This is a genomic window from Pseudomonas sp. GD03944, from assembly GCF_029839275.1.
Lineage (GTDB): Bacteria > Pseudomonadota > Gammaproteobacteria > Pseudomonadales > Pseudomonadaceae > Aquipseudomonas.
The window spans coordinates 213,369-235,216 of the sequence record NZ_JAOCAH010000004.1; the positions used below are offsets into that span (position 1 = coordinate 213,369).

Here is a 21,848-nt window from a genome sequence, read left to right on the forward strand (position 1 = left end):
TTGTCTTGTCGCGCTTTGCTGCCGTGCGCCTCAGCCATTTCCTGCCGTCGCTGGCATTGCTCGGCGGCGCGGTGGCGACTGCCAGCCTGCCGGGTCTCAACGAATTCTTCACCTCGCTGTTCAACGTCCTGCCGACCCTGTTGCTGCTGCTCGGCGGTCTGTTCTGCCTGGTCTACGGGCGGCAGCGCGAGCTGTTCCTGTTGGTGGTCCTGTACCTGGGCTACTTCATCCTCGATACCCATGCCGACCACTACCGCGAGAGCGGTCGGGTGCGTGACGACACGGCGCTGGTCTTTCACCTGTGCAGCCTACTGCTGCCGCTGCTGTATGGGCTGTACGCCGCCTGGCAGGAGCGTACCCACCTGGTTCAGGACCTGATCGCCCGGGGCGCCGTGCTGCTGGCGATCGGTGCGGTGGCCGTCGGTCTGGCGCAGCGTTATCCCGATGCGCTGTTGCACTGGGTGTCGGTGGTGCGCTGGCCGGCGCTGCACGGTGCGTGGATGAGTCTGGTGCAGTTGGCGTATCCGCTGTTCTCCCTGGCGTTCCTGTTGTTGCTGGTGCAGTACCTGCGTGCGCCGCGGCCGCTGCATGCGGCGCAGTTGCTGGGGCTGCTCGGCGTGCTCTGGGTGTTGCCCCAGGTCTTCACCCAGGCCCATGCGCTGCATGTGATGTGCAGCATGGTGATGCTGATGCTGGTCGCCGCGGTGGCCCACGAGGCCTACCAGATGGCCTTCCGCGACGAGCTCACCGGTCTGCCGGGGCGCCGTGCGCTGAACGAGCGCCTGCAGCGCCTGGGGCGCAACTACGTGATCGCCATGGCCGACGTCGATCACTTCAAGAAATTCAACGACACCCATGGCCACGATGTTGGCGACCAGGTGCTGCGCCTGGTCGCCAGCCGCCTGCGCAAGATCGGTGGCGGCGGCAAGGCTTACCGCTACGGCGGTGAGGAATTCACGATGGTCTTTCCCGGCAAGACCATCGAAGAGTGCCTGCCGCACCTGGAAGTGGTGCGCCAGGCGGTGGAGAGCTACCAGCTGCAGTTGCGTGACAAGCAGCAGCGCCCGCAGAACGACAAGCAGGGCCGCCAGCGTCGCGGGCAATCGGGCGCCGCCCAGGTGTCGGTGACCATCAGCATCGGCGTGGCCGAGCGCGACCACGAGCGCAGCACCACCGAGCAGGTGATCAAGGCCGCCGACCAGGCGCTCTACAGCGCCAAGAGTGCCGGGCGCAACTGCGTGCGCAGCCACGGTCAGAAGCGCGGGGCGGTGAAGCTGGCGGGCCAGCGCTGACGCGCTGGCTTATGGCAGCGCATTCAGCAGGGACAGGGTCGTTGTGGCACCTCCGGCAGCAGCAGTAGCGTGGCCCTTTGAGCCGCGCCCTGCGCACCCGCCGACGGAGAGTGACCATGCCCGAGTACAAGGCCCCGATGCGCGACACGCGCTTCCTCATCGATGACGTCTTCGACTTCCACGCCAGCTACGCCGCGCTGGGTGCCACGGATGCGACCCCCGACATGGTCAGCGCGATCCTGGAGGAGGGCGCCAAGTTCTGCGAGCAGGTACTGGCGCCGCTCAACCGCTCCGGCGACGAAGAGGAATGCCGTTTCGACAATGGCGTGGTGACCACGCCCAAGGGCTTCAAGGAAGCCTTCGCCCAGTACGTCGAGGGCGGCTGGAACGGCCTGGCCGCCGATCCCGCCTATGGCGGTCAGGGCCTGCCCCATTCCCTGGGCCTGCTGATCGCCGAAATGGTCGGTGCCAGCAACACCTCCTGGGGCATGTACCCGGGCCTGACCCACGGCGCGATGTCGGCGATCCATGCCCACGGCACCGAAGAGCAGAAACAGACCTACCTGACCCAACTCACCGAAGGCCGCTGGACCGGCACCATGTGCCTGACCGAGCCGCAATGCGGCACCGACCTGGGCATCATCAAGACCCGCGCGGTGCCCCAGGCCGACGGCAGCTACGCGATCAGCGGTACCAAGATATTCATCTCCGCCGGCGAGCACGACATGAGCGAGAACATCGTGCACCTGGTGCTGGCCAAGCTGCCGGACGCACCGGCGGGCACCAAGGGCATCTCGCTGTTCATCGTGCCCAAGTTCCTGCCCGGCAGCGACGGCCAGGCCGGTGCCCGCAATGGTGTGAGCTGCGGCTCCATCGAACACAAGATGGGCATCAAGGCCTCGGCCACCTGCGTGATCAACTTCGACGGCGCCACGGGCTTCCTGATCGGCGAGGCCAACAAGGGCCTGAACTGCATGTTCACCATGATGAACCACGCGCGCCTGGGCACCGGGATGCAGGGCCTGTGCCTGGGGGAAACCAGCTTCCAGGGTGCGCTGCGCTACGCCAACGACCGCCTGCAGATGCGCTCGCTGACCGGGCCGAAGGCGCCGGACAAGGCCGCCGACCCGATCATCGTGCACCCCGATGTGCGCCGCATGCTGCTGACCATGAAAGCCTTCAACGAGGGCAACCGCGCCCTGGCGTACTTCACCGCGCAGCTGATCGACCAGGCCCACCGCGCTGACAGCGCCGAGCAGCGTGAAGAGGCGGACAACCTGCTGGCCCTGCTGACGCCGATCTGCAAGGCGTTCATGACCGAGACCGGCCAGGAGGTGACCAACCTCGGCATGCAGGTGTTCGGCGGCCACGGTTATATCCGCGAGTGGGGCATGGAGCAGCTGGTGCGCGACTGCCGCATCGCCCAGATCTACGAAGGCACCAACGGCATCCAGGCGCTGGACCTGCTGGGGCGCAAGGTGCTCGGCAGCCAGGGCAAGCTGCTGCGCGGCTTCACCAAGATCGTGCATAAATTCTGCGAAGCCCAGGGTGAGCACCCGCAGCTCAAGGAGCAGGTGGCGCAACTGGCGACGCTGAACCGCCAGTGGGGCGACCTGACCCAGGCAATCGGCATGGCCGCCATGAAGAACCCGGACGAAGTCGGCGCTGCCTCGGTGGATTACCTGATGTTCTCCGGCTACGTCACCCTGGCCTACTTCTGGTTGCGCATGGCGGTGGTGGCCCAGCAGAAACTGGACGACGGGGCGGGCGATGCCGCGTTCTACCAGGCCAAGCTGGCGACCTGTGCGTTCTACTTCAAGCGCCTGCTGCCGCGCACCGCCGCTCACCTGGCGGCGGCGGAAGCGGGGAGTGATTGCCTGATGGGATTGCCGGCCGAGCACTTCGGTCTCTGACGAGCGGTCATCGTGTCGAAGGCCCGCCATTTGGCGGGCCTTTTTGTTTCAACGATCTGTAAACTTTCCGTGGCTATATGGTCACAACGCGACCCTATGTGTCTTAAAAGTTGTTCGGTTAAACTCCAGGCCTTGCCGTAAACCCGTTTCGTTCGAGGATCGTTCCAATGGCCGACTACAAAGCCCCCCTGCGCGACATGCGCTTCGTGCTCAACGAAGTGTTCGAAGTTTCCAAGCTGTGGGCCGAGCTGCCAGCTCTGGCTGAAGTGGTGGACGAAGACACCGCCAATGCCATCCTCGAAGAAGCCGGCAAGATCACCGCGGGGGTCGTCGCACCGCTTAACCGCAGCGGCGACGAAGAAGGCTGCTCCTGGGCCGATGGCACGGTGAAGACACCGGCCGGTTTCCCCGAGGCCTACCAGGCCTATGCCGACGGCGGCTGGGTCGGCGTGGGCGGTGACCCGCGCTTCGGCGGCATGGGCATGCCCAAGGTGATCTCGGCCCAGGTCGAGGAAATGGTCAACTCGGCCAACCTGTCCTTCGGCCTGTACCCGATGCTGACTGCCGGCGCCTGCCTGTCGATCAACGCCCACGCCAGCGAAGAGCTGAAAGAGAAGTACCTGCCGAACATGTACGCCGGCGTGTGGGCCGGTTCCATGTGCCTGACCGAACCCCATGCCGGTACCGACCTGGGCATCATCCGCACCAAGGCCGAGCCCCAGGCCGACGGTAGCTACAAAATCAGCGGCACCAAGATCTTCATCACCGGCGGCGAGCACGACCTGACCGAGAACATCATCCACCTAGTGTTGGCCAAGCTGCCGGACGCTCCAGCGGGTCCGAAGGGCATCTCGCTGTTCCTGGTGCCGAAGTTCATGGTCAATGCCGACGGATCCCTGGGCGAGCACAATGCGCTGTCCTGCGGCTCGATCGAACACAAGATGGGCATCAAGGCGTCGGCCACCTGCGTGATGAACTTCGACGGCGCCACCGGCTGGATCGTCGATGCGCCGAACAAGGGCCTGGCCGCCATGTTCACCATGATGAACTACGAGCGCCTGGGTGTTGGCATCCAGGGCCTGTCCACCGGCGAGCGCTCCTACCAGAGCGCCATCGAATACGCCCGCGAGCGTATCCAGAGCCGTGCACCGACCGGTCCGGTGGCCAAGGACAAGGCCGCCGACCCGATCATCGTGCACCCGGACGTGCGCCGCATGCTGCTGACCATGAAGTCGCTGAACGAGGGCGGTCGCGCCTTCTCCAGCTACGTGGCCATGCAACTGGACACCGCCAAGTTCAGCGAAGACCCGACCACCCGCAAGCGCGCCGAAGAACTGGTGGCGCTGCTGACCCCGGTGGCCAAGGCGTTCCTGACTGACCTCGGCCTGGAAACCACGGTGCACGGCCAGCAGATTTTCGGCGGCCACGGTTTCATTCGCGAGTGGGGGCAGGAGCAGCTGGTGCGCGACTGCCGCATCACCCAGATCTACGAAGGCACCAACGGCATCCAGGCCCTGGACCTGGTGGGCCGCAAGGTCGTCGGCAGCGGCGGCGCGTACTACAAGCACTTCGCTGACGAGATCAAGGCCTTCACCGACAGTGCCGATGCCTCCCTGGCCGAGTTCGTCGAGCCGCTGAAAGCCGCCATCGCCAACCTGGAGCAGATGACCGCTGACCTGCTGGAGCGCGCCAAGTCCAACCCGAACGAAATCGGCGCGGCCTCGGTCGAGTACCTGCATGTGTTCGGCTACACCGCCTACGCCTACATGTGGGCCCTGATGGCGCGCACCGCCCTGGGCAAGGAAGGTCAGGACGACTTCTACGCCAGCAAGCTGGGCACCGCGCGCTTCTACTTCGCCCGCATCCTGCCGCGCATCCACTCGCTGAGCGCGTCGGTCAAGGCCGGTAGCGAAAGCCTGTACCTGCTGGACGCCTCGCAGTTCTGACGGCCTCTCGCTCGGTCAAAAAGCCCCGCCTCGTGCGGGGCTTTTTTATGCCTGAGCGTCAGGCGATGGACCCGAACAACACAAGCTCGCGGCCAAGGCCGCTCCTACAGGATCACGCCGTCCCGTAGGGTGGATCACGCTTCACCGATCCACCATGGCGCACCGCGCTAGGTGATCCGGTACAGGTGCACCAGGTAGACCTGCGCCTCGGGCGCTGGGTGCAGCTCGACGGGGCGATGTTCATCCTGCAGCAGCAGGCTTTGTCCCGCTCCCAGGCGGATCGGGGTGCCGCTGCCGATCACGGCGTTCAGCACGCCGTCCTGGCAGAAGATGAACACCGCGTCGGCACTCTGCGCCAGGTGCTGAGCGCTCATCAGGTGAACGTGTTGCAACGCGTGGCGCCAAGTGTCGCGGCGGGTCATGACATTGAAGTCGGTGACCGCGCCGTTCAGCGGTTCGGCGTGCACCGGTTCTTCGCCGGCGAACCGCCAGGGCTGGCTGTCGGCCGCCAGAATGAAGGCCGGGCCGTCTCCGGCCACCAGGCCCAGGCCGGCGCCGTCCAGCAGCACCAGGCTGCGATCGATCCCCGGAAAGCTGGAAAACCCGCCGGGCGCCGTCACCCGTGCGCTGCTGATGCGCCATTCGAACGCATCCAGCGCGGCGCCCGCCGGCTCGATGGCCAGTTCCCGGGTTTCACCGCCGCCGTTTTTCCAGGGCATGCAGGGTGTCGTGGCAAGGTCGATCAGGCGCTGGCTCATGGGTGTCTCGTCGTGGATTCGATTTATTGTATATACATAATGCCGTCAGGCGAGGCTACCGATTCGTCGGCCCAGTATTCCCGTGCCAGAGGATTTTTGCTGGGTTTTACGACTCGCTCACAAACCTTGGCGTGTGGAGGGCAAGACACTTTCTGCGCATCAGCGGGTTGACGGTGATCGATGTCATTCTTATTGTATATACATATTCGATCAGGAGCCTTGCTCATGTCTCACCTCCAGCAACCCAGCCTGCTATGGCGTGACGTGACCGTGTTCGACGGTCTGGCGGTGCTGCCCGAGCCCATGGCCGTGCTGGTCGAAGGCGGGCGGGTGACGGGCCTGTGGCCCGACAACACGTTCGATCCGCGCCATGCGCCACGGGCAACCGAGGCGGGCAGGGGCGGGGTGATGACACCGGGTCTGGTGGATTGCCACACCCACCTGGTGTTCGCGGGCCAGCGTGCCGATGAATTCGAGCGGCGCCTGGAAGGGGCGAGCTATGCGGAAATCGCCCAGGCCGGTGGCGGCATCATCAGCACCGTGCGGGCAACCCGGGCGGCCAGCGAAGCGCAGTTGCTTGACCAGGCCCTGCCGCGCCTCGACGCCCTGATGGCCGATGGCGTGACCACGGTGGAAATCAAGTCCGGCTACGGCCTGACCGTGGCCGATGAACTGAAGATGCTGCGCGTGGCCCGGCGCCTTGGTAAGGAGGCGCCGGTACGGGTCGTGACCACCCTGCTGGGCGCCCATGCGCTGCCTCCGGAGTTCACCGGAAACAGCGACGGCTACATCGACCTGGTGTGCGAGGCGATGATTCCTGCGGCCGCCAACGAAGGCCTGGCGGATGCGGTAGACGTGTTCTGCGAGAACATTGCCTTCACCCCGGCCCAGTGCGAGCGGGTGTTCCAGGCGGCGCAGCGCCACGGCCTGGGCATCAAGGTGCATGCCGAGCAGTTGTCCAACCAGGGCGCCAGCGCCTTGGGCGCGCGCTATGGGGCGCTGTCGGCGGACCATATCGAGTGGCTCGACGAAGACGGTGTGCGCGCCATGGCCGAGGCCGGCACTGTCGCCACCTTGCTGCCCGGCGCGTTCCATACTCTGCGCGAAACCCGCCTGCCACCCATCGAGCTGCTGCGGCAGTACCAGGTGCCCATGGCCCTGGCCAGCGACGCCAACCCCGGCACGTCGCCGATCTGTTTCCCCACGCTGATGCTCAACTTGGCCTGCACCCTGTTCCGCCTCACGCCACGTGAGGCGCTGGCGGGCATGACCCGTCACGCTGCCCAGGCCCTCGGGTTGCCGGATGCCGGCCGTATCGCGGTCGGCAGCCCCGCCGACCTGTGCCTGTGGGCGGTGCAGCAGCCGGCCGAGCTGGCCTACGCCGTGCAGCCGGGTCGCCTGCGTCAGCGCGTCTTCAATGGAGTGCTCAGCCATGGGCGTTGATCGTCACGACATGTCCTGCTGGCAGGGTCGCACCGACCCCGAACCGGACAGCGCCCGCTGGCACCAGCGCATCCAGCCCCTGCACAGTGACAGCCCGCCGGGGGTGGCGCTGATCGGTTTCGCCAGCGATGAAGGCGTGCGCCGCAACCACGGGCGTGTGGGTGCTGCCGCAGCGCCGCTGGCTATTCGCAAGGCCCTGGCCAACCTGGCCTGGCACCGCCAGGGGCCGGCCTATGACAGCGGCGACGTGGTCTGTGCCGACAGTGACCTGGAGGGCGCCCAGGCGCGCCTCTGCCGCCAGGTGTGCGCCGTGCTCGACGCCGGCCATCTGCCGGTGGTACTGGGCGGTGGTCACGAGGTGGCCTATGGCAGTTGGCTGGGTATCGCCGAGCACAGGGCGGCGAGCGCCGAGGCGGCCGTCCCTCGAATTGGCATCATCAACTTCGACGCGCATTTCGACCTGCGTGATCCGGCCCATGCGCACTCCTCCGGCACGCCGTTCGCGCAGATCGCCGAGCAGTGCGCCGCCCGGGGCTGGCCGTTCCTCTATGCCTGCCTCGGGGTCAGCCGCGCCAGCAACACCCGCGCCCTGTTCCAGCGGGCCGCGGAGCTGGATGTGCTGGTGCGCGAGGACCATGAAATCCGCGAGTCCAGCCTGCTCGACATCAGCCATGAGCTGGGGGCCTTCCTTGCTGGCTGCGACGCGATCTACCTGACCATCGACATCGACGTGCTGCCGGCCTGCGAGGCGCCGGGCGTCAGCGCGCCGGCCGCGCGGGGCGTGCCGCTGGCGCTGCTCGAACCGCTGCTGGAACGGGTGCGCGACAGCGGCAAGCTGCGCCTGGTGGACCTGGCCGAGCTCAACCCCGAACACGACATCGACAACCGTACCGCGCGGGTGGCCGCGCGACTGGTGCACCTGCTGACCCTGAGCGGCTGACCGAGCCCCTCGCCCCGTTTCCCTGACAACAATAAATCCAGAGGAACCCGTCCCATGCTGTCTCGTCTCGTCGTCCCTGGCGTCCGTCCGCTGTCCGGCTTCACCCTGGAGGCCCGCCATGTCTGAATCGCTGCCTCTCACCGTTCGCGTATCCCCGAGGCGTGCCCTGCTGCGCCTGCTGGGCTATAGCCTGATCGGGCTGGTGCTGTTCTTCGTGCCGTTCGAAATCGCCGGGCAATCGACGATTCTCCTCGACCACGCGGCCAGCGCCCTCCAGGTCCATGCACGGCCGCTGGTCATCGGCATTGCCTTGCTGTTCATGCTTTACGGCGCGCTGCAGCCCTGGCTGAGCGGTAGCTGGCGGGGCGACACCACGCGCCTGGTTTTCAGCGGCCTCAAGGTCCTCGGCCTGGTGATCGGGGTGGCCTACCTGTTCGGCGTGGGGCCGGCGGCGCTCTACCAGCCGGATATGCTGCCGTTCCTGTTCGACAAGCTGGTCCTGAGCCTGGCCCTGATCGTGCCGCTGGGGGCGCTGGCGCTGGTGTTCCTGATCGGCTTCGGCCTGCTCGAACTGGTCGGCGTGCTGATGCAGCCGGTGATGCGCCCGATCTGGCGCACGCCGGGCAAGTCGGCGATCGACGCGGTGGCCTCGTTCGTCGGCAGTTATTCGGTCGGCCTGCTGATCACCGACCGCATGTACCAGCAGGGCCATTACAGCGTGCGCGAGGCGGCGATCATCGCCACCGGCTTCTCCACCGTGTCGGCACCGTTCATGGTGATCATCGCCAAATCCCTCGGGTTGATGGAGGTGTGGAACCTGTACTTCTGGGGCGCGATGCTGGTGACGTTCAGCGTGACGGCCGTCAGTGCGCGGATCTATCCGCTGTCGCGCCTGCCGTCCGAGAGCCGCGCCGAGCCGCCGTTGCGTGCCGGTGAAAGCCGGATCGCCACGGCCTGGCAGGCCGGGTTGGACCAGGCCGCCCAGGCGCCTTCGTTGCTCAGTGCGCTGCGCGAGACGTTCGTCGATGGCCTGCGAATGACCGCGGCCATCCTGCCGAGCATCCTGGCGGTGGGGCTGCTGGGCCTGCTCGCCGCCAAATACACGCCGCTGTTCGACGCCATTGGCGTTCTGTTCTACCCGGTGACCTGGCTGTTCGGCCTGGAGCAGCCGATGCAGGTGGCGGGCGCCGTGGCATCCGGTCTGGCGGAAATGTTCCTGCCAGCCATGCTGCTCAAGGACGCCGACACGCTCGTCAAATTCGTGGTCGCCATCGTGTCGGTGAGCAGCGTGCTGTTCCTCTCCGCCTCGATTCCCTGCGTGCTCGCCACGCGCATTCCACTCAGCCTCCGCGACCTGTTGCTGGTCTGGTTGCAGCGCACCTTCTTCAGCCTGGTGTTCAGCATCCCGCTGGGCTACCTGGCGCAATACCTGGGCTGGCTCTGATGCAGCGCCCGATACCCACCCCCTTTTCCGATCATTCGCAGGAGCCTGCCATGAGCCTTTTCCGTGATACCGAAATCCGCGCCCCCCGTGGCACCACGCTGACCGCCAAGAGCTGGCTGACCGAAGCGCCGCTGCGCATGCTGATGAACAACCTCGACCCCGAGGTGGCCGAGAACCCCAACGAGCTGGTGGTCTACGGTGGCATCGGCCGCGCCGCACGCAACTGGGCGTGCTACGACAAGATCGTCGAGGTGCTGACCCGCCTGGAAGACAACCAGACCCTGCTGATCCAGTCCGGCAAGCCGGTCGGTGTGTTCGAAACCCACAGGGATGCGCCGCGGGTGCTGCTGGCCAACTCCAACCTGGTGCCGCACTGGGCCACCTGGGAGCACTTCAACGAGTTGGATGCCAAGGGCCTGGCCATGTACGGGCAGATGACCGCCGGCAGCTGGATCTACATCGGCAGCCAGGGCATCGTCCAGGGCACCTACGAAACCTTCGTCGAAGCCGGTCGCCAGCACTACGGCGGCAGCCTCAAGGGCCGCTGGGTGCTGACCGCCGGCCTCGGCGGCATGGGCGGCGCCCAGCCCCTGGCCGCGAGCCTGGCCGGCGCCTGCTCGCTGAACATCGAATGCCAGCAGTCGCGCATCGATTTCCGCCTCAAGACCCGCTACGTCGACGAGCAGGCCACGGACCTCGACGACGCCCTGGCGCGCATCGCCCGCTACACCGCCGAGGGCAAGGCCGTGTCCATCGCCCTGTGCGGCAACGCCGCCGAGGTGCTGCCGGAACTGGTGCGCCGTGGCGTGCGCCCGGACATGGTCACCGACCAGACCAGCGCCCACGACCCGCTCAACGGCTACCTGCCCAAGGGCTGGACCTGGGAGCAGTACCGCGACCGCGCGCAGACCGCGCCGGAGGCGGTGGTCAAGGCGGCCAAGCAGTCCATGGCCGAGCACGTGCAGGCCATGCTGGCGTTCCAGCAGATGGGCGTGCCGACCTTCGACTACGGCAACAACATCCGCCAGATGGCCCTGGAGGAGGGGGTGGACAACGCCTTCGACTTCCCCGGTTTCGTCCCGGCCTACATCCGCCCGCTGTTCTGCCAGGGCATCGGTCCGTTCCGCTGGGTTGCCCTGTCCGGTGACCCGGAGGACATCTACAAGACCGACGCCAAGGTCAAGGAACTGATCCCGGACGATGCGCACCTGCACAACTGGCTGGACATGGCCCGTGAGCGCATCAGCTTCCAGGGCCTGCCGGCGCGTATCTGCTGGGTCGGCCTGAAGGACCGCGCGCGGCTGGCCCAGGCCTTCAACCAGATGGTGGCCGATGGCGAGCTGAAGGCGCCGATCGTGATCGGCCGCGACCACCTGGATTCCGGCTCGGTGGCCAGCCCCAACCGCGAAACCGAAAGCATGCGCGACGGCTCCGACGCGGTGTCCGACTGGCCGCTGCTCAACGCCCTGCTGAACACCGCCGGTGGCGCCACCTGGGTCTCGCTGCACCATGGCGGCGGCGTGGGCATGGGCTATTCGCAGCACTCCGGCGTGGTGATCGTTGCCGACGGCACGCCCGAGGCTCATGCTCGCCTGGGCCGGGTCCTGCGCAACGACCCGGGCACCGGTGTGATGCGCCACGCTGACGCCGGCTACGAAATCGCCGTCGACTGCGCCCATGAACAGGGCCTCGACCTGCCGATGATCAACCCAGGCAAAGGAGCCTGACCATGACCTCACTGATTCTGCAGCCCGGCCAGCTGAGCCTGAGCCAGCTGCGCAGTGCCTACCAGCAGCCGCTGCGGGTGGAGCTGGATGCCACGGCCGGGGCCGCCATCGAGCGCAGCGTGGCCTGCGTGCAGCGCATCCTCGACGAGGACCGTACCGCCTACGGCATCAACACCGGTTTCGGCCTGCTGGCCTCGACGCGGATCGCCAGCCACGACCTGGAAAAACTGCAGCGCTCGCTGGTGCTGTCCCACGCCGCCGGCTTCGGCGAGCCGCTGGACGACGCCATGGTGCGGCTGATCATGCTGCTCAAGGTCAACAGCCTGGCCCGTGGCTTCTCCGGCATCCGCCGGGTGGTGATCGACGCGCTGCTGGCGCTGATCAATGCCGAGGTCTACCCGCACATTCCGCTCAAGGGCTCGGTGGGGGCGTCCGGTGACCTGGCGCCGCTGGCGCACATGTCGCTGGTGCTGCTCGGCGAAGGCCAGGCCCGTCACCGCGGGCAATGGCTGCCGGCCAGCGAAGCCCTGGCGGTCGCCGGTCTGGAGCCGCTGACCCTGGCGGCCAAGGAAGGGCTGGCGCTGCTCAACGGCACCCAGGTGTCCACCGCCTATGCCCTGCGCGGGCTGTTCGAGGCCGAAGACCTGTTCGCCGCGGCTACCGTCTGCGGCGGACTCACGGTGGAAGCGGCCCTGGGCTCGCGGGCGCCGTTCGATGCACGCATCCATGCCGCCCGCGGCCAGCGCGGTCAGATCGACGCGGCGGCCGCTTACCGTCACCTGCTCGAGGCCAGTAGCGAAGTGGGGCGTTCCCACCAGGCCTGCGACAAGGTGCAGGACCCGTACTCCCTGCGCTGTCAGCCCCAGGTGATGGGCGCCTGCCTGACCCAGTTGCGCCAGGCCGCCGAGGTGCTGGGGATCGAGGCCAATGCCGTTTCCGACAACCCGCTGGTGTTCGCCGAAGAAGGCGAGGTGATCTCCGGCGGCAACTTCCACGCCGAGCCGGTGGCCATGGCCGCCGACAACCTGGCCCTGGCGATTGCCGAGATCGGCGCGCTGAGCGAGCGGCGCATCTCGCTGATGATGGACAAGCACATGTCGCAGTTGCCGCCGTTCCTGGTGGCCAATGGCGGGGTCAACTCCGGCTTCATGATCGCCCAGGTCACGGCGGCGGCCCTGGCCAGCGAGAACAAGGCGTTGTCCCACCCGCACAGCGTCGACAGCCTGCCGACGTCGGCCAACCAGGAAGACCATGTGTCGATGGCCCCGGCCGCCGGCAAGCGCCTGTGGGAAATGGCCGCCAACACCCGCGGCGTGCTGGCCATCGAATGGCTGGGGGCCTGCCAGGGCCTGGATTTCCGCGAAGGTCTGAAGAGCTCGGCGCGCCTGGAGCAGGCCCGCCAGACCCTGCGTGAGCAGGTGCCGTACTACGTCGAGGACCGCTTCTTCGCCCCCGACATCGAGGCGGCCACGGCCCTGCTCGCCGAGCGTGTGCTGACCCCGCTGCTGCCGAGCGGGTTGCTACCGTCACTGCTGTAGGTGAGCGCCGGCCCGTGTTGGTAGGGTGGGCAACGCGAAGCTTGTCCACCGTGTGGTGTCTGGCAACGGTGGGCAGGTAAAGCGTTTGCCCACCCTACGCTGTAGGAGCCGCGCCCCGAGACGGGGCTTCTGCGAGGTCAGCCATGTGGCTGATGTATCATTCGCGCATCGGGTGAATCCCAAGGAGCCGCAGTGACCAGCACAACCCCGCGCTACAAGGCGATCGAGGCCTTTCTCCTCGAACGCATCCAGAGTGGCGCCTACCCGGTCAATCACCAGATACCGCCCGAGGAACAACTGGCCCGGGATTTCGGCGTCAGCCGCATGACCGCCAACAAGGCGATTCGCGACCTGGTGCAGCAGGGCTACCTGATGCGCCAGGCCGGGCTGGGCACTTTCGTCACCGACCGCAAGGCCGAGTCCTCGCTGCACGAAGTGCTGAACATCGCCAGCGAAGTGCGCGGCCGTGGCCATGAATACAGCAATGACGTGATCCGTTGCGAAGCCATCGAGGCCGACGACGAAGTGGCGCTGCGCCTGGGGGTGCGCCTGGGCACGGAGGTGTTCCACACGGTGCTGGTGCACCGAGAGAACGGTGTGCCGATCCAGTTGGAAGACCGCTTCGTCAACCCGCGCTGGGTTCCGGATTACCTGCAGACCGACTTCACCCGGCAGACGCCCAACGAAGTGCTGGTCGCCACGTGCCCGATCTCCGATGTCGAGCACGTGGTGGAAGCGATTCTGGTGGATCGGCAGACCGCCGACTGGCTGGACATCGACTGCACCGCGCCGTGCCTGAGCATGATCCGCCGCACCTGGTCCGACGAGCACCTGGTGAGCTACGCCCGCCTGACGCACCCCGGTACCCGCTACAAGCTGCGCTCCACCCTCAACCGGCGGCGCGGCTGACCCTCAGTTGGCAATCAGCTGATCGACCAGCGCCGGGTCGTCGATGAAACGGTTGCGGGTGCCCTGCAGGCTCTCGATCCGGTCATTGCGGGTCTTTTCCTCGGCATCCGGCGGGTCCATCTGGTGCCATTGCTTGTACATCTGCACCTGGCCCGGGATCGGCAGGTCGTATTCCACGTGCATGTAGAAGATCGCCCGGGCAACGTTGCCCTTGGCCTCGTCGCGGGACTCGACCAGCTGGAAGCTGGCTTTCATGTCGCAGCCGATGTCGTCGAATTTGCTCGGCACGCTGTCGTCCAGGTCGCCGAACTGGGCGTTGCGCCGCGCCAGTTCGACGCGGGTGAGGGCCGGGTAGTGGTTGTGCAGGTCGGCGGTGATCAGCGGGTAGCGCGGGTTCATGATGGTGCACTGGCGGTCGGTGATGCAACGCAGCGATTGCTTCAACTGCTTGCTGCTGTAGACCGGGCTGATGGTGAACAGGCCACCTTCGCCCTCGAAGGGTTTGCCGCAGTACAGCGAGGTACCGCCACCGGCGTAGAGCTGGCTCCAGAACAGCTGGGCGCTGGCCTTGGCGTCGGGGATCTGGTTCTGGCCGGCGGCCAGGCAGGAGAGGCTGAGACTGGTTGCCAGGCAACCGATGGCAAGTACGGTTGTGCGCATGCTGGGCCCCGTTGACCGTCGCTGGGCGAGGTCTGTTGTTTTTGTAGGACAACCGGAGTCTAGCAAGACGTGCGTCACAAAATAAAGCAGTGGCCCCACTGGCGCCTGGCCCCTGTCCTAGAGAGCTTCAAGGCCTGTTGAGCGGCTGCAGCCCGCGGCACATGTGGCGATGCGACATCAGCCGCTTCGCTGGAATCCCCACCCGGGGCGGGTTGTAAGCTTTGGCTTACAAAAGGTGTTGCCAATTGCCACTATTGCCCCATGGAACGTGGGCGTAATCTTCACGCCATGGACGTCGCGCAGGAAGCGCAAACAAACCACCAGGGATACGCTGGACAGCCACCAGGACGGTGTGCAGATCAAGGATGTCAGGACTCAGTCTGCAAAGACCCCGCTTAAAGCGGGGTTTTCTTTTTTCCGCTTCCCGAAATGCCCTTCCCTTCGTTTTTTCCCGGCTAATTGCCGAGCAACTGCAGCAGCGCGCTGGGTGAGAAACCGGTCCAGCGCTTGAACGACCGCCGGAAATTGGTGGTGTCGTGGAACTGCAGGTAGCTCGCCACTTCCTCGTTGCTGTAGCCCTTCACCTGGTACAGGTACAACGCCACGTGCTTGCGCGCCAGGTCCAGCTGCTCCTGGAAATGCGTGCCGTGTTTCTGCAGCTTGCGCTTGAGGGTGGCCGGGCTCATGTCGAAGGCCAGGGCCACGGCCTCCAGCTGCAACGGCTGGCGGATGTTCGACTGCAGGTGGTCGTACAGGTGGTCGAGCAGGCTGGCCTGCACCCCGAGTTCCCGCTGCTGCTCCTCGGCGTTCTGCTGCGCCACCCGGCTGACCGTGGCGGACGCCTGGGGCCACGGGCGATGCAGGTAGTCGCGGGCGATGCTCATCACATTCACCTGGCGTTCGAACTGCACGTGCTCCCCGAGGTTGAGCCAGTACTGTTCGATGTAGCGCGGCTTGGCGTGGATGAACTGGTAGTGCCAGGGCAGGCGCTCGCCGGACAGCCAGCGGCTGGCGGCACTGACCGCGGTCATGCTGGCTTCCACCAGGAAGCGTTGCTGCTCGCCGGCGCCGCAGGCGTCCAGCCAGTAGAGGTAGGCGTGCTGCTCGTCCACCAGCAGCCGCGGCGCCAGCAGCGGGCTGAGCACGGCACGCTGGCGCACCAGCAGGGTCAGCGCGTCGTACAGGCTGCCGGCGTGGCGCAGGGCATGGCTGGCGGCGTCGTAGTGGCCGGGCAGCAGGCGCTGGCCGAACAGGAAGCTGCTGTCGTCGGCCGCCAGCTCGCGCTGGCTGTTGTCGATCAGGCGGATGAACTGCTGGGCGCTGATGCGCAGCTGGCCGGCCAGGATGTCATCGTGGAACAGGCCGGTGCCGCGCAGCAGGCGATGGCTGTCGACCTCGCGGCTGAGGGCCAGGTCGATCAGCGTGGCGGGCTGGTAATGGGCCGCGATGAAGCGGGTGTCGCACTCGTACCAGGGCAGGTTCATGGCTGCACCTCAGGCCGCACGGGCAGGCTGCTTGGCCCGCGCCAGCGCCAGGTTGAGGCGCTGCAGCAAGCTTTCCGGGGTGTCCTGCACAGCCATGGCCACCGCCACGCTGGCGCTCAGGCGCAGGCGCTCGCCGTGCTGGCTGGTGCGGTAGGCGAGGTGCGCCACGGCGGCGCGCAGTTCCTCCGCGAGCAGGCGTGCCTGGCTTTCCCCGGTATGCGGCAGCAGGGCCACGAAGCGGTCGCCGGCCAGGCGGCAGAGCAGGTCCTGGCGGCGCAGGTTGAGCAGCAGCAACTGGGTAAGGATCTGCAGCACCCGGTCGCCCTCGGCGTGGCCGTACTGGCGGTTGATCGTGCTGAAGTCGTCCAGGTCGAGGATCACCAGCGACAGTGGCGTCTGCTCGCTGATCGACTCCTGCAGCGCCTGCTGCAACTGCAGGCGCAGGTAGTCGGCGGCACCCAGCGAGGTGATCTTGTCGAACAGGCGGTGCTCGCGGAACAGCCGCTCGCGCTTTTCCATCTGCTGGTTGATCGCCTGCTGCTCGCGGTGCCAGTGGTAGATGCCCAGGGTCATCAGGATGAAGCCCACCGGCATCGGTCCCGATTCCAGCCATTTGTCCCAATTCACGCTCTCCGGCAGACGCACGAACTCGTCCACCGAGTCCATGTACAGCGAGAAGAACAGGCAGGCCAGGCCGAAGAACAGCAGGGACGTGACCCGCCCGGCGGGCCGCACCTTGAGCAGCAGGCCGATCCAGATCAGCACCAGCACCGCCGAACCGCCTTCACCGACGATATCGGTCCAGTTCAGCTCGGCCCAGGTCTTCAGGTCGCCGGCGGCCAGGTGCAGGAGCAGGCCGAAGTTGGCCACCAGCAGCAGGCCGGCGATTTTCCAGATGTGCAGTCTCAGCTGTGCGGACATGGTGTGCAGGGCCCATTGGCAGTCATGGCGGCCAGCTCAGCAGATGGATGTGACGCTTTGTTTGCAGCCCGGGAGGTCGAATCAGCTCAGGCCAGTTGCGGACTTTTTTCGGCCGCCCGACACGGCGCCTGCCGCCCCGTTGGGCGCAGCCGGTGGGTGCGGGTCGGTGCTGTTCAGCGCGTGCGTGTGGCGCCGCCCGGCAGCAGGTCATTTTGGCTCAATCGGTGCCGTGCAGGCCGCCTGGCAGGGGCGTTTTGCGCGTGTGGCGGCGGTGCTGTCACAGAAGCGTCATCGGCCCTGCCTAGCGTGCCACCCCACATTACCGGCCAAGACGGTTGGCCGGACGACTCCTGGGGAGGGTAAGCGATGGCGGTGCGTAGACAGGTGATGGGGTATGCGGGGAGCCGGATCAGTCTGCTGGCGTTGGCGATTGCCACCAGCGGCGTGGCGCTGGGCAACGAGCCGGCGACCGAGCACGTCGAGGTGGTCGGCCAGGCCGTGAGCATCGACAAGGCGCTCAAGGAGCAACGCAGTTCGGACAACGTGGAAAGCGTGGTGCATGCCGACGGCATCGGCCAGCTGCCGGATGACAACGCCGCCGAGGCCCTGCAGCGGATTCCCGGCCTGTCGGTCGAGCGCGACCAGGGCGAGGGCCGTTTCGTCAGCGTGCGCGGCATCGCCCCGGACCTCAACAGCGTCACCATCAACGGCACCCTGGTGCCGTCGCCGGAAAGCGACCGCCGCGCCGTGGCCCTCGACGTACTGCCCTCCGAGCTGGTGCAGTCGCTGACCGTGGTCAAATCCCTGACCCCGGACATGGACGCCAACTCCCTGGGCGGCACCGTGGAGGTGGAAAGCCTCTCGGCCTTCGACCACGACGGCCTGTTCTACACCGGCAGCGTTGAAGGCAGCTACGACGACAACACCGACCAGAGCAGCCCCAAACTGTCCGGCGCGATCAGCAACCGCTTCAGCGTCGGCGACGGCGTGGACAACTTTGGCGTGGCCGCTGCCCTGAGCTGGCAGGAGCGCGACTTCGGCTCCGACAACGTCGAGACCGGCGGCGCCTGGGACTTCGACGACGCCGCCCGGCTGCGGGAAATGGAACTGCGCGACTACATGATCACCCGCGAGCGCAGCGGCTTCGGGCTGAACTTCGACTACAAGCCCGACGACTTCTCCAGCTACTACCTGCGTACCCTCTACAGCCGCTACAAGGACACCGAGACACGCAATGCCGCGGGCGTCGAATTCGCCGCGCCGCAGCAGGCCGGCGAGCTCGGCGACGCCGAGGGCTACCGCGAGCTGAAGAGCCGCGAAGAGCTGCAGGAAGTGCAGTCCTACGTGTTCGGTGGCGAGCGCATGATCGGCCTGTGGACCATCGGTGCCCAGGCCGGCTACAGCCGCTCCAGCGAAAAGAGCCCGGAAGGCATCGCCGGTGCGGTGTTCGAAGGCAACGACGACTTCACCAACGTCGGTTTCAGCGGCGGCAAGAAGCCGCGCCTGCAGGCCGACCCGGCGTTCTACGACCCGAGCAACTTCACCCTCGACAGCGTCGACCTGGAAAAGCAGAAGACCACCGACACCGAGAAGAACATCAAGCTCGACCTGGCCCGCGACTACGACCTGTCCGGCTACGCCGCCCAGGCCAAGTTCGGCGGCAAGCTCAGCCGCCGCGAGAAGGACAACGACCTGGAAGTCTGGACCTTCGAGGACCTCGACACCTTCGGCCTCTCCGACGACGACCGCAACCTGGGCAACTTCGTCAAGGGGCCGGTGGACTACAACCTCGGCCACTATGGTCCGGGCATCAGCGACAAGGCGATCAAGCGCCTGCTGAGCGGCCTCAACCGGGATGATTTCTACAACGAAGAAGAGTCGCGGGTGAACGACTTCGACATGAGCGAAGACATCAACGCCGCCTACTTCATGAACAGCATCGACATCGACGACTGGCGCTTCATCGCCGGCCTGCGCTACGAGGGCACCGAGTTCAAGGCCAAGGGCACCGGTATCCGCGACGGCGTGTACGAATCCACCGAGAGCGACAAGCGCTACGACCACTGGCTGCCGGGCCTGCATGCGCGCTACCAGCTCAACGACAGTACGCAGCTGCGCGCGGCCTGGACCAACACCGTGGTGCGTCCGACCTTCGGCCAGCTGGCGCCGGGCTTCGCCATCGACGGTGACGAAGCCAGCTTCGGCAACCCGGACCTCGACCCGCTGGAGTCGATGAATGTCGACCTCGGCATCGAGCACTACATGGGCCGTGCAGGCGTGGTGTCGGCCTTCCTGTTCTACAAGGACATCGACAGCTTCGTCTACAACACCGACCTGGCTGGTACCGGCGACTGGGTGGGCTTCAGTGAGGCGAACACCTACGCCAACGGCGACAGCGCCAAGCTGTACGGCCTGGAGCTGGCCTACTCGCAGAAGCTCGACTGGCTGCCGGCACCCTGGAACGGCCTGCTGGTGGGCGCCAACGCCACCTTCAGCCGCTCCGACGCGAGCATCACCGGCCAGGGCGTGAGCCGCGACATCGACCTGCCGAACCAGTCCGACACGGTCGGCAACCTGATGCTCGGCTGGGAAAACGAAAAACTCAGCCTGCGCATTTCCGCCAACTACAAGTCGGACTACCTGGCCGAAGTGGCCCCGGCCAACGACAAGGCCCACGACCTGTACGCCGACGACCAGCTGTTCGTCGACTTCAGCGCCGGCTACTTCCTCACCCCGGGCCTGCAGCTGACCTTCCAGGCGCAGAACCTGACGGACGAGTCCTACTACGTCTACACCGGGCGCCACGCCTACAACGCCCAGTACGAAGAGTACGGCCCGACCTACAAGCTCGGCCTGACCTTCACCCACTTCTGACCAGCGGCAACCGCCTGCCGTCGTGCGTGACGGCGGGCCGGCTCGAGGACTCATTCGATCATGTTGAAACATCACCACCTGCTGCTCGCCAGCCTCTTCGCCCTGGCGGCCTGCCAGAGCCAGGACAGCGGCGCGCGCCAGGGCGCACTGACCCCGGCGGCGGACACCCGCGCCACCCACCTGCAGGTCGAGGCCGCGCAATGGCTGGCCGGCGACAGCTTCCTGCCGGGCAGCGAGCGCCTGCTGAGCAGCGAGAAACAGGGGCTGTTCGTGCAGGACGGCAAGGGCGCCACCCGCGCTCACCTGGCCGGTACCTTCGGCAGCATCGATCACCGTGTCGGCGCCGGCGGCCTGCTGGTCGCCGCCCTGGACGTCGACCGCCAGCAAGCCATGGCGGTCAACTTGGCCAACGGTACCTGGAGCACCCCGCAGTACCTGCCGCAGCCGGCCTTCAAGATCGACGGCCTGTGCCTGTACCGCGATGCGGCGGACAACGCCTTCGTGTTCCTGGTGGGCGAGGAGGGCCTCGGCGAGCAGTGGCTGGTGGCGCACCGTGAAGTGCCCCTGGCCAAACCGCAGCGCGTGCGCAGCCTGAGCCTGCCGCCGGCCAGCGAGTACTGCCAGGTGGACGACGACGCCGAGCTGCTCTACGTCAACGAGGAAACCGTCGGCCTCTGGGCCTACGAGGCCCACGACGAAGCCGACCTGGTGCGTTACCCGGTGGGCCTGGTGAAACCCTTCGGCGACATCGACCAGGCCCTGGCCGGCGTGGCGCTGGTGCCCGGCGGCGTGCTGGCGCTGGACCCGGCCAGCGGCAACCTGCACCGCTACCGGCGCGACGGCCGCACCTGGCAGGCCGAACCGGTGCTGCACCTGGCCGGGCTGAACGAGCCGGAAGGCCTCAGCGTTCGTGCCAGTGCCGACGGTGTCGACTTGCTGCTGCGCGATGATGACGGCTTGCACCAGGGCGCGCTGAGCTGGCTGCCCAAGGCGCCGACTCCGAGCACGCCGCTGCCGATCCTGCCGGCGCTGGTGCAGACCGACGTGGTCCCCAGCCTGGGCGATGCCGCCGATGACCCGGCGATCTGGGTCAACCCACAAACACCCGAGGCGAGCCGCGTGCTGGCCACCGACAAGCAGGGCGGCCTGCTGGTCTACGACCTGGCCGGCAACGAGCTGCAGAGCCTGCCGGTGGGGCGCCTGAACAACGTCGACGTGCGCGCCGGTTTCGACCTGGCGGGGCAGCAGGTCGACCTGGCCGTGGCCAGCAACCGCGATCACAACAGCCTGCACCTGTTCGCCATCGAGCGGCAGAGCGGCGACGTGCGTGACATCGGCCAGGTGCCGACGCCGCTCAGCGAGATCTACGGCCTGTGCATGTTCAAGGACGCCGAGGGCGCGATCTACGCGATCCCCAACGACAAGGACGGCACCTTCCTGCAGTACCGCCTGAGTGCTGCCGACGGCCAGGTCAAAGGCCAGGTGGTGCGCCAGTTCAAGGTCGACAGCCAGCCGGAAGGCTGCGTGGCGGATGACGCCGGCGAGCGCCTGTTCGTGGGCGAGGAAGACGTCGCGGTGTGGGCCCTGGGCGCCCGGGCCGATGCGCCGGTGACCCTGGAAAAGGTGATCGGCGTGGGCGACACGGTGCACGACGACATTGAAGGCCTGGCCTTCTACCGCGGCGCCGCCGCCAACTACCTGGTGATCTCCAGCCAGGGTAACGACAGCTACGTGGTGCTCGATGGCCAGGCGCCCTACGCGGTGCGCGGCGCCTTCCGTATCGGCCTGAACGCCGAGCTGGGCATCGACGGTGCCTCGGAAACCGACGGCCTGGAAGTCACTTCGGCCAACCTGGGCGGCCCCTGGAACCAGGGAATGCTGGTGGTGCAGGACGGGCGCAAGCGCATGCCCGAGGACCGGCAGAACTACAAGTACCTGTCCTGGACGGCGATCAGCGCGGCCCTGGGGCTGGAATAGCCACGGTCATCAACCCGCAACA

Annotated in this window: 15 protein-coding genes; 11 read left to right on the forward strand and 4 right to left on the reverse strand. The window is 66.8% G+C overall.

The features are described from left to right. Positions 1 to 5: 5 nt before the first annotated feature. The 3 genes from N5C28_RS09215 to N5C28_RS09225 all read left to right on the forward strand — a co-directional run bounded on the left by N5C28_RS09215 (position 6) and on the right by N5C28_RS09225 (position 5,151). Positions 6 to 1,292, forward strand: a complete 1,287-nt coding sequence (locus N5C28_RS09215; RefSeq protein ID WP_279821778.1) for a GGDEF domain-containing protein — start codon at positions 6 to 8, stop codon at positions 1,290 to 1,292. 116 nt (positions 1,293 to 1,408) lie between these two features. Next, positions 1,409 to 3,205 (forward strand): acyl-CoA dehydrogenase C-terminal domain-containing protein, encoded by a 1,797-nt coding sequence (locus tag N5C28_RS09220; protein ID WP_279821780.1) that lies wholly within the window; start codon positions 1,409 to 1,411, stop codon positions 3,203 to 3,205. 167 nt (positions 3,206 to 3,372) lie between these two features. Continuing rightward, positions 3,373 to 5,151: an acyl-CoA dehydrogenase C-terminal domain-containing protein gene (locus N5C28_RS09225; RefSeq protein ID WP_279821782.1), complete on the forward strand. Its 1,779-nt coding sequence runs from the start codon at positions 3,373 to 3,375 to the stop codon at positions 5,149 to 5,151. Between the two features lie 167 nt (positions 5,152 to 5,318). Here the strand turns inward: N5C28_RS09225 and N5C28_RS09230 are convergent, their stop codons facing one another. Next, positions 5,319 to 5,909, reverse strand: coding sequence for a HutD family protein (locus N5C28_RS09230; protein ID WP_279821784.1), 591 nt, complete (start codon positions 5,907 to 5,909; stop codon positions 5,319 to 5,321). 225 nt (positions 5,910 to 6,134) lie between these two features. On the opposite strand from N5C28_RS09230, the gene hutI reads away from it, so the two are divergent. The 6 genes from hutI (at position 6,135) to hutC (ending at position 13,910) form a co-directional block, all read left to right on the forward strand. Next, a complete protein-coding gene (gene hutI, locus N5C28_RS09235; protein WP_279821785.1) occupies positions 6,135 to 7,352 on the forward strand; it encodes an imidazolonepropionase in 1,218 nt (405 codons plus the stop codon). Then, complete coding sequence (hutG, locus tag N5C28_RS09240; protein ID WP_279821787.1) at positions 7,342 to 8,292, forward strand: formimidoylglutamase; 951 nt, start codon at positions 7,342 to 7,344, stop codon at positions 8,290 to 8,292. Before hutI ends, hutG begins: the two co-directional genes overlap by 11 nt. A gap of 118 nt (positions 8,293 to 8,410) precedes the next feature. After that, entirely contained in the window at positions 8,411 to 9,736 is a 1,326-nt protein-coding gene (locus tag N5C28_RS09245) for a YjiH family protein (RefSeq protein ID WP_279821788.1), read from the forward strand. A gap of 50 nt (positions 9,737 to 9,786) precedes the next feature. Further along, positions 9,787 to 11,463 (forward strand): urocanate hydratase, encoded by a 1,677-nt coding sequence (gene hutU, locus N5C28_RS09250; RefSeq protein ID WP_279821789.1) that lies wholly within the window; start codon positions 9,787 to 9,789, stop codon positions 11,461 to 11,463. A gap of 2 nt (positions 11,464 to 11,465) precedes the next feature. After that, positions 11,466 to 13,001: a histidine ammonia-lyase gene (hutH, locus tag N5C28_RS09255; protein WP_279821790.1), complete on the forward strand. Its 1,536-nt coding sequence runs from the start codon at positions 11,466 to 11,468 to the stop codon at positions 12,999 to 13,001. 192 nt (positions 13,002 to 13,193) lie between these two features. After that, positions 13,194 to 13,910, forward strand: coding sequence for a histidine utilization repressor (gene hutC / locus N5C28_RS09260; protein WP_279821791.1), 717 nt, complete (start codon positions 13,194 to 13,196; stop codon positions 13,908 to 13,910). A 3-nt stretch (positions 13,911 to 13,913) separates the two neighbouring features. Here the strand turns inward: hutC and N5C28_RS09265 are convergent, their stop codons facing one another. From N5C28_RS09265 to N5C28_RS09275, 3 genes are all read right to left on the reverse strand, one after another. Further along, the gene (locus tag N5C28_RS09265) at positions 13,914 to 14,570 is read right to left on the reverse strand and encodes an endonuclease (RefSeq protein WP_279821792.1); all 657 of its coding nucleotides are present in this window, start codon (positions 14,568 to 14,570) and stop codon (positions 13,914 to 13,916) included. 455 nt (positions 14,571 to 15,025) lie between these two features. Then, positions 15,026 to 16,054: an AraC family transcriptional regulator gene (locus N5C28_RS09270; protein ID WP_279821793.1), complete on the reverse strand. Its 1,029-nt coding sequence runs from the start codon at positions 16,052 to 16,054 to the stop codon at positions 15,026 to 15,028. A gap of 9 nt (positions 16,055 to 16,063) precedes the next feature. Continuing rightward, on the reverse strand, positions 16,064 to 16,975 hold the full coding sequence (locus tag N5C28_RS09275; protein ID WP_279821794.1) for a GGDEF domain-containing protein: 912 nt from the start codon (positions 16,973 to 16,975) through the stop codon (positions 16,064 to 16,066). A 366-nt stretch (positions 16,976 to 17,341) separates the two neighbouring features. Between N5C28_RS09275 and N5C28_RS09280 the strand changes: the two genes are divergently transcribed. Then, a complete protein-coding gene (locus N5C28_RS09280) occupies positions 17,342 to 19,849 on the forward strand; it encodes a TonB-dependent receptor (RefSeq protein WP_279821795.1) in 2,508 nt (835 codons plus the stop codon). A gap of 60 nt (positions 19,850 to 19,909) precedes the next feature. Beyond that, entirely contained in the window at positions 19,910 to 21,826 is a 1,917-nt protein-coding gene (locus N5C28_RS09285) for a phytase (RefSeq protein WP_279821796.1), read from the forward strand. Positions 21,827 to 21,848: the final 22 nt, after the last annotated feature.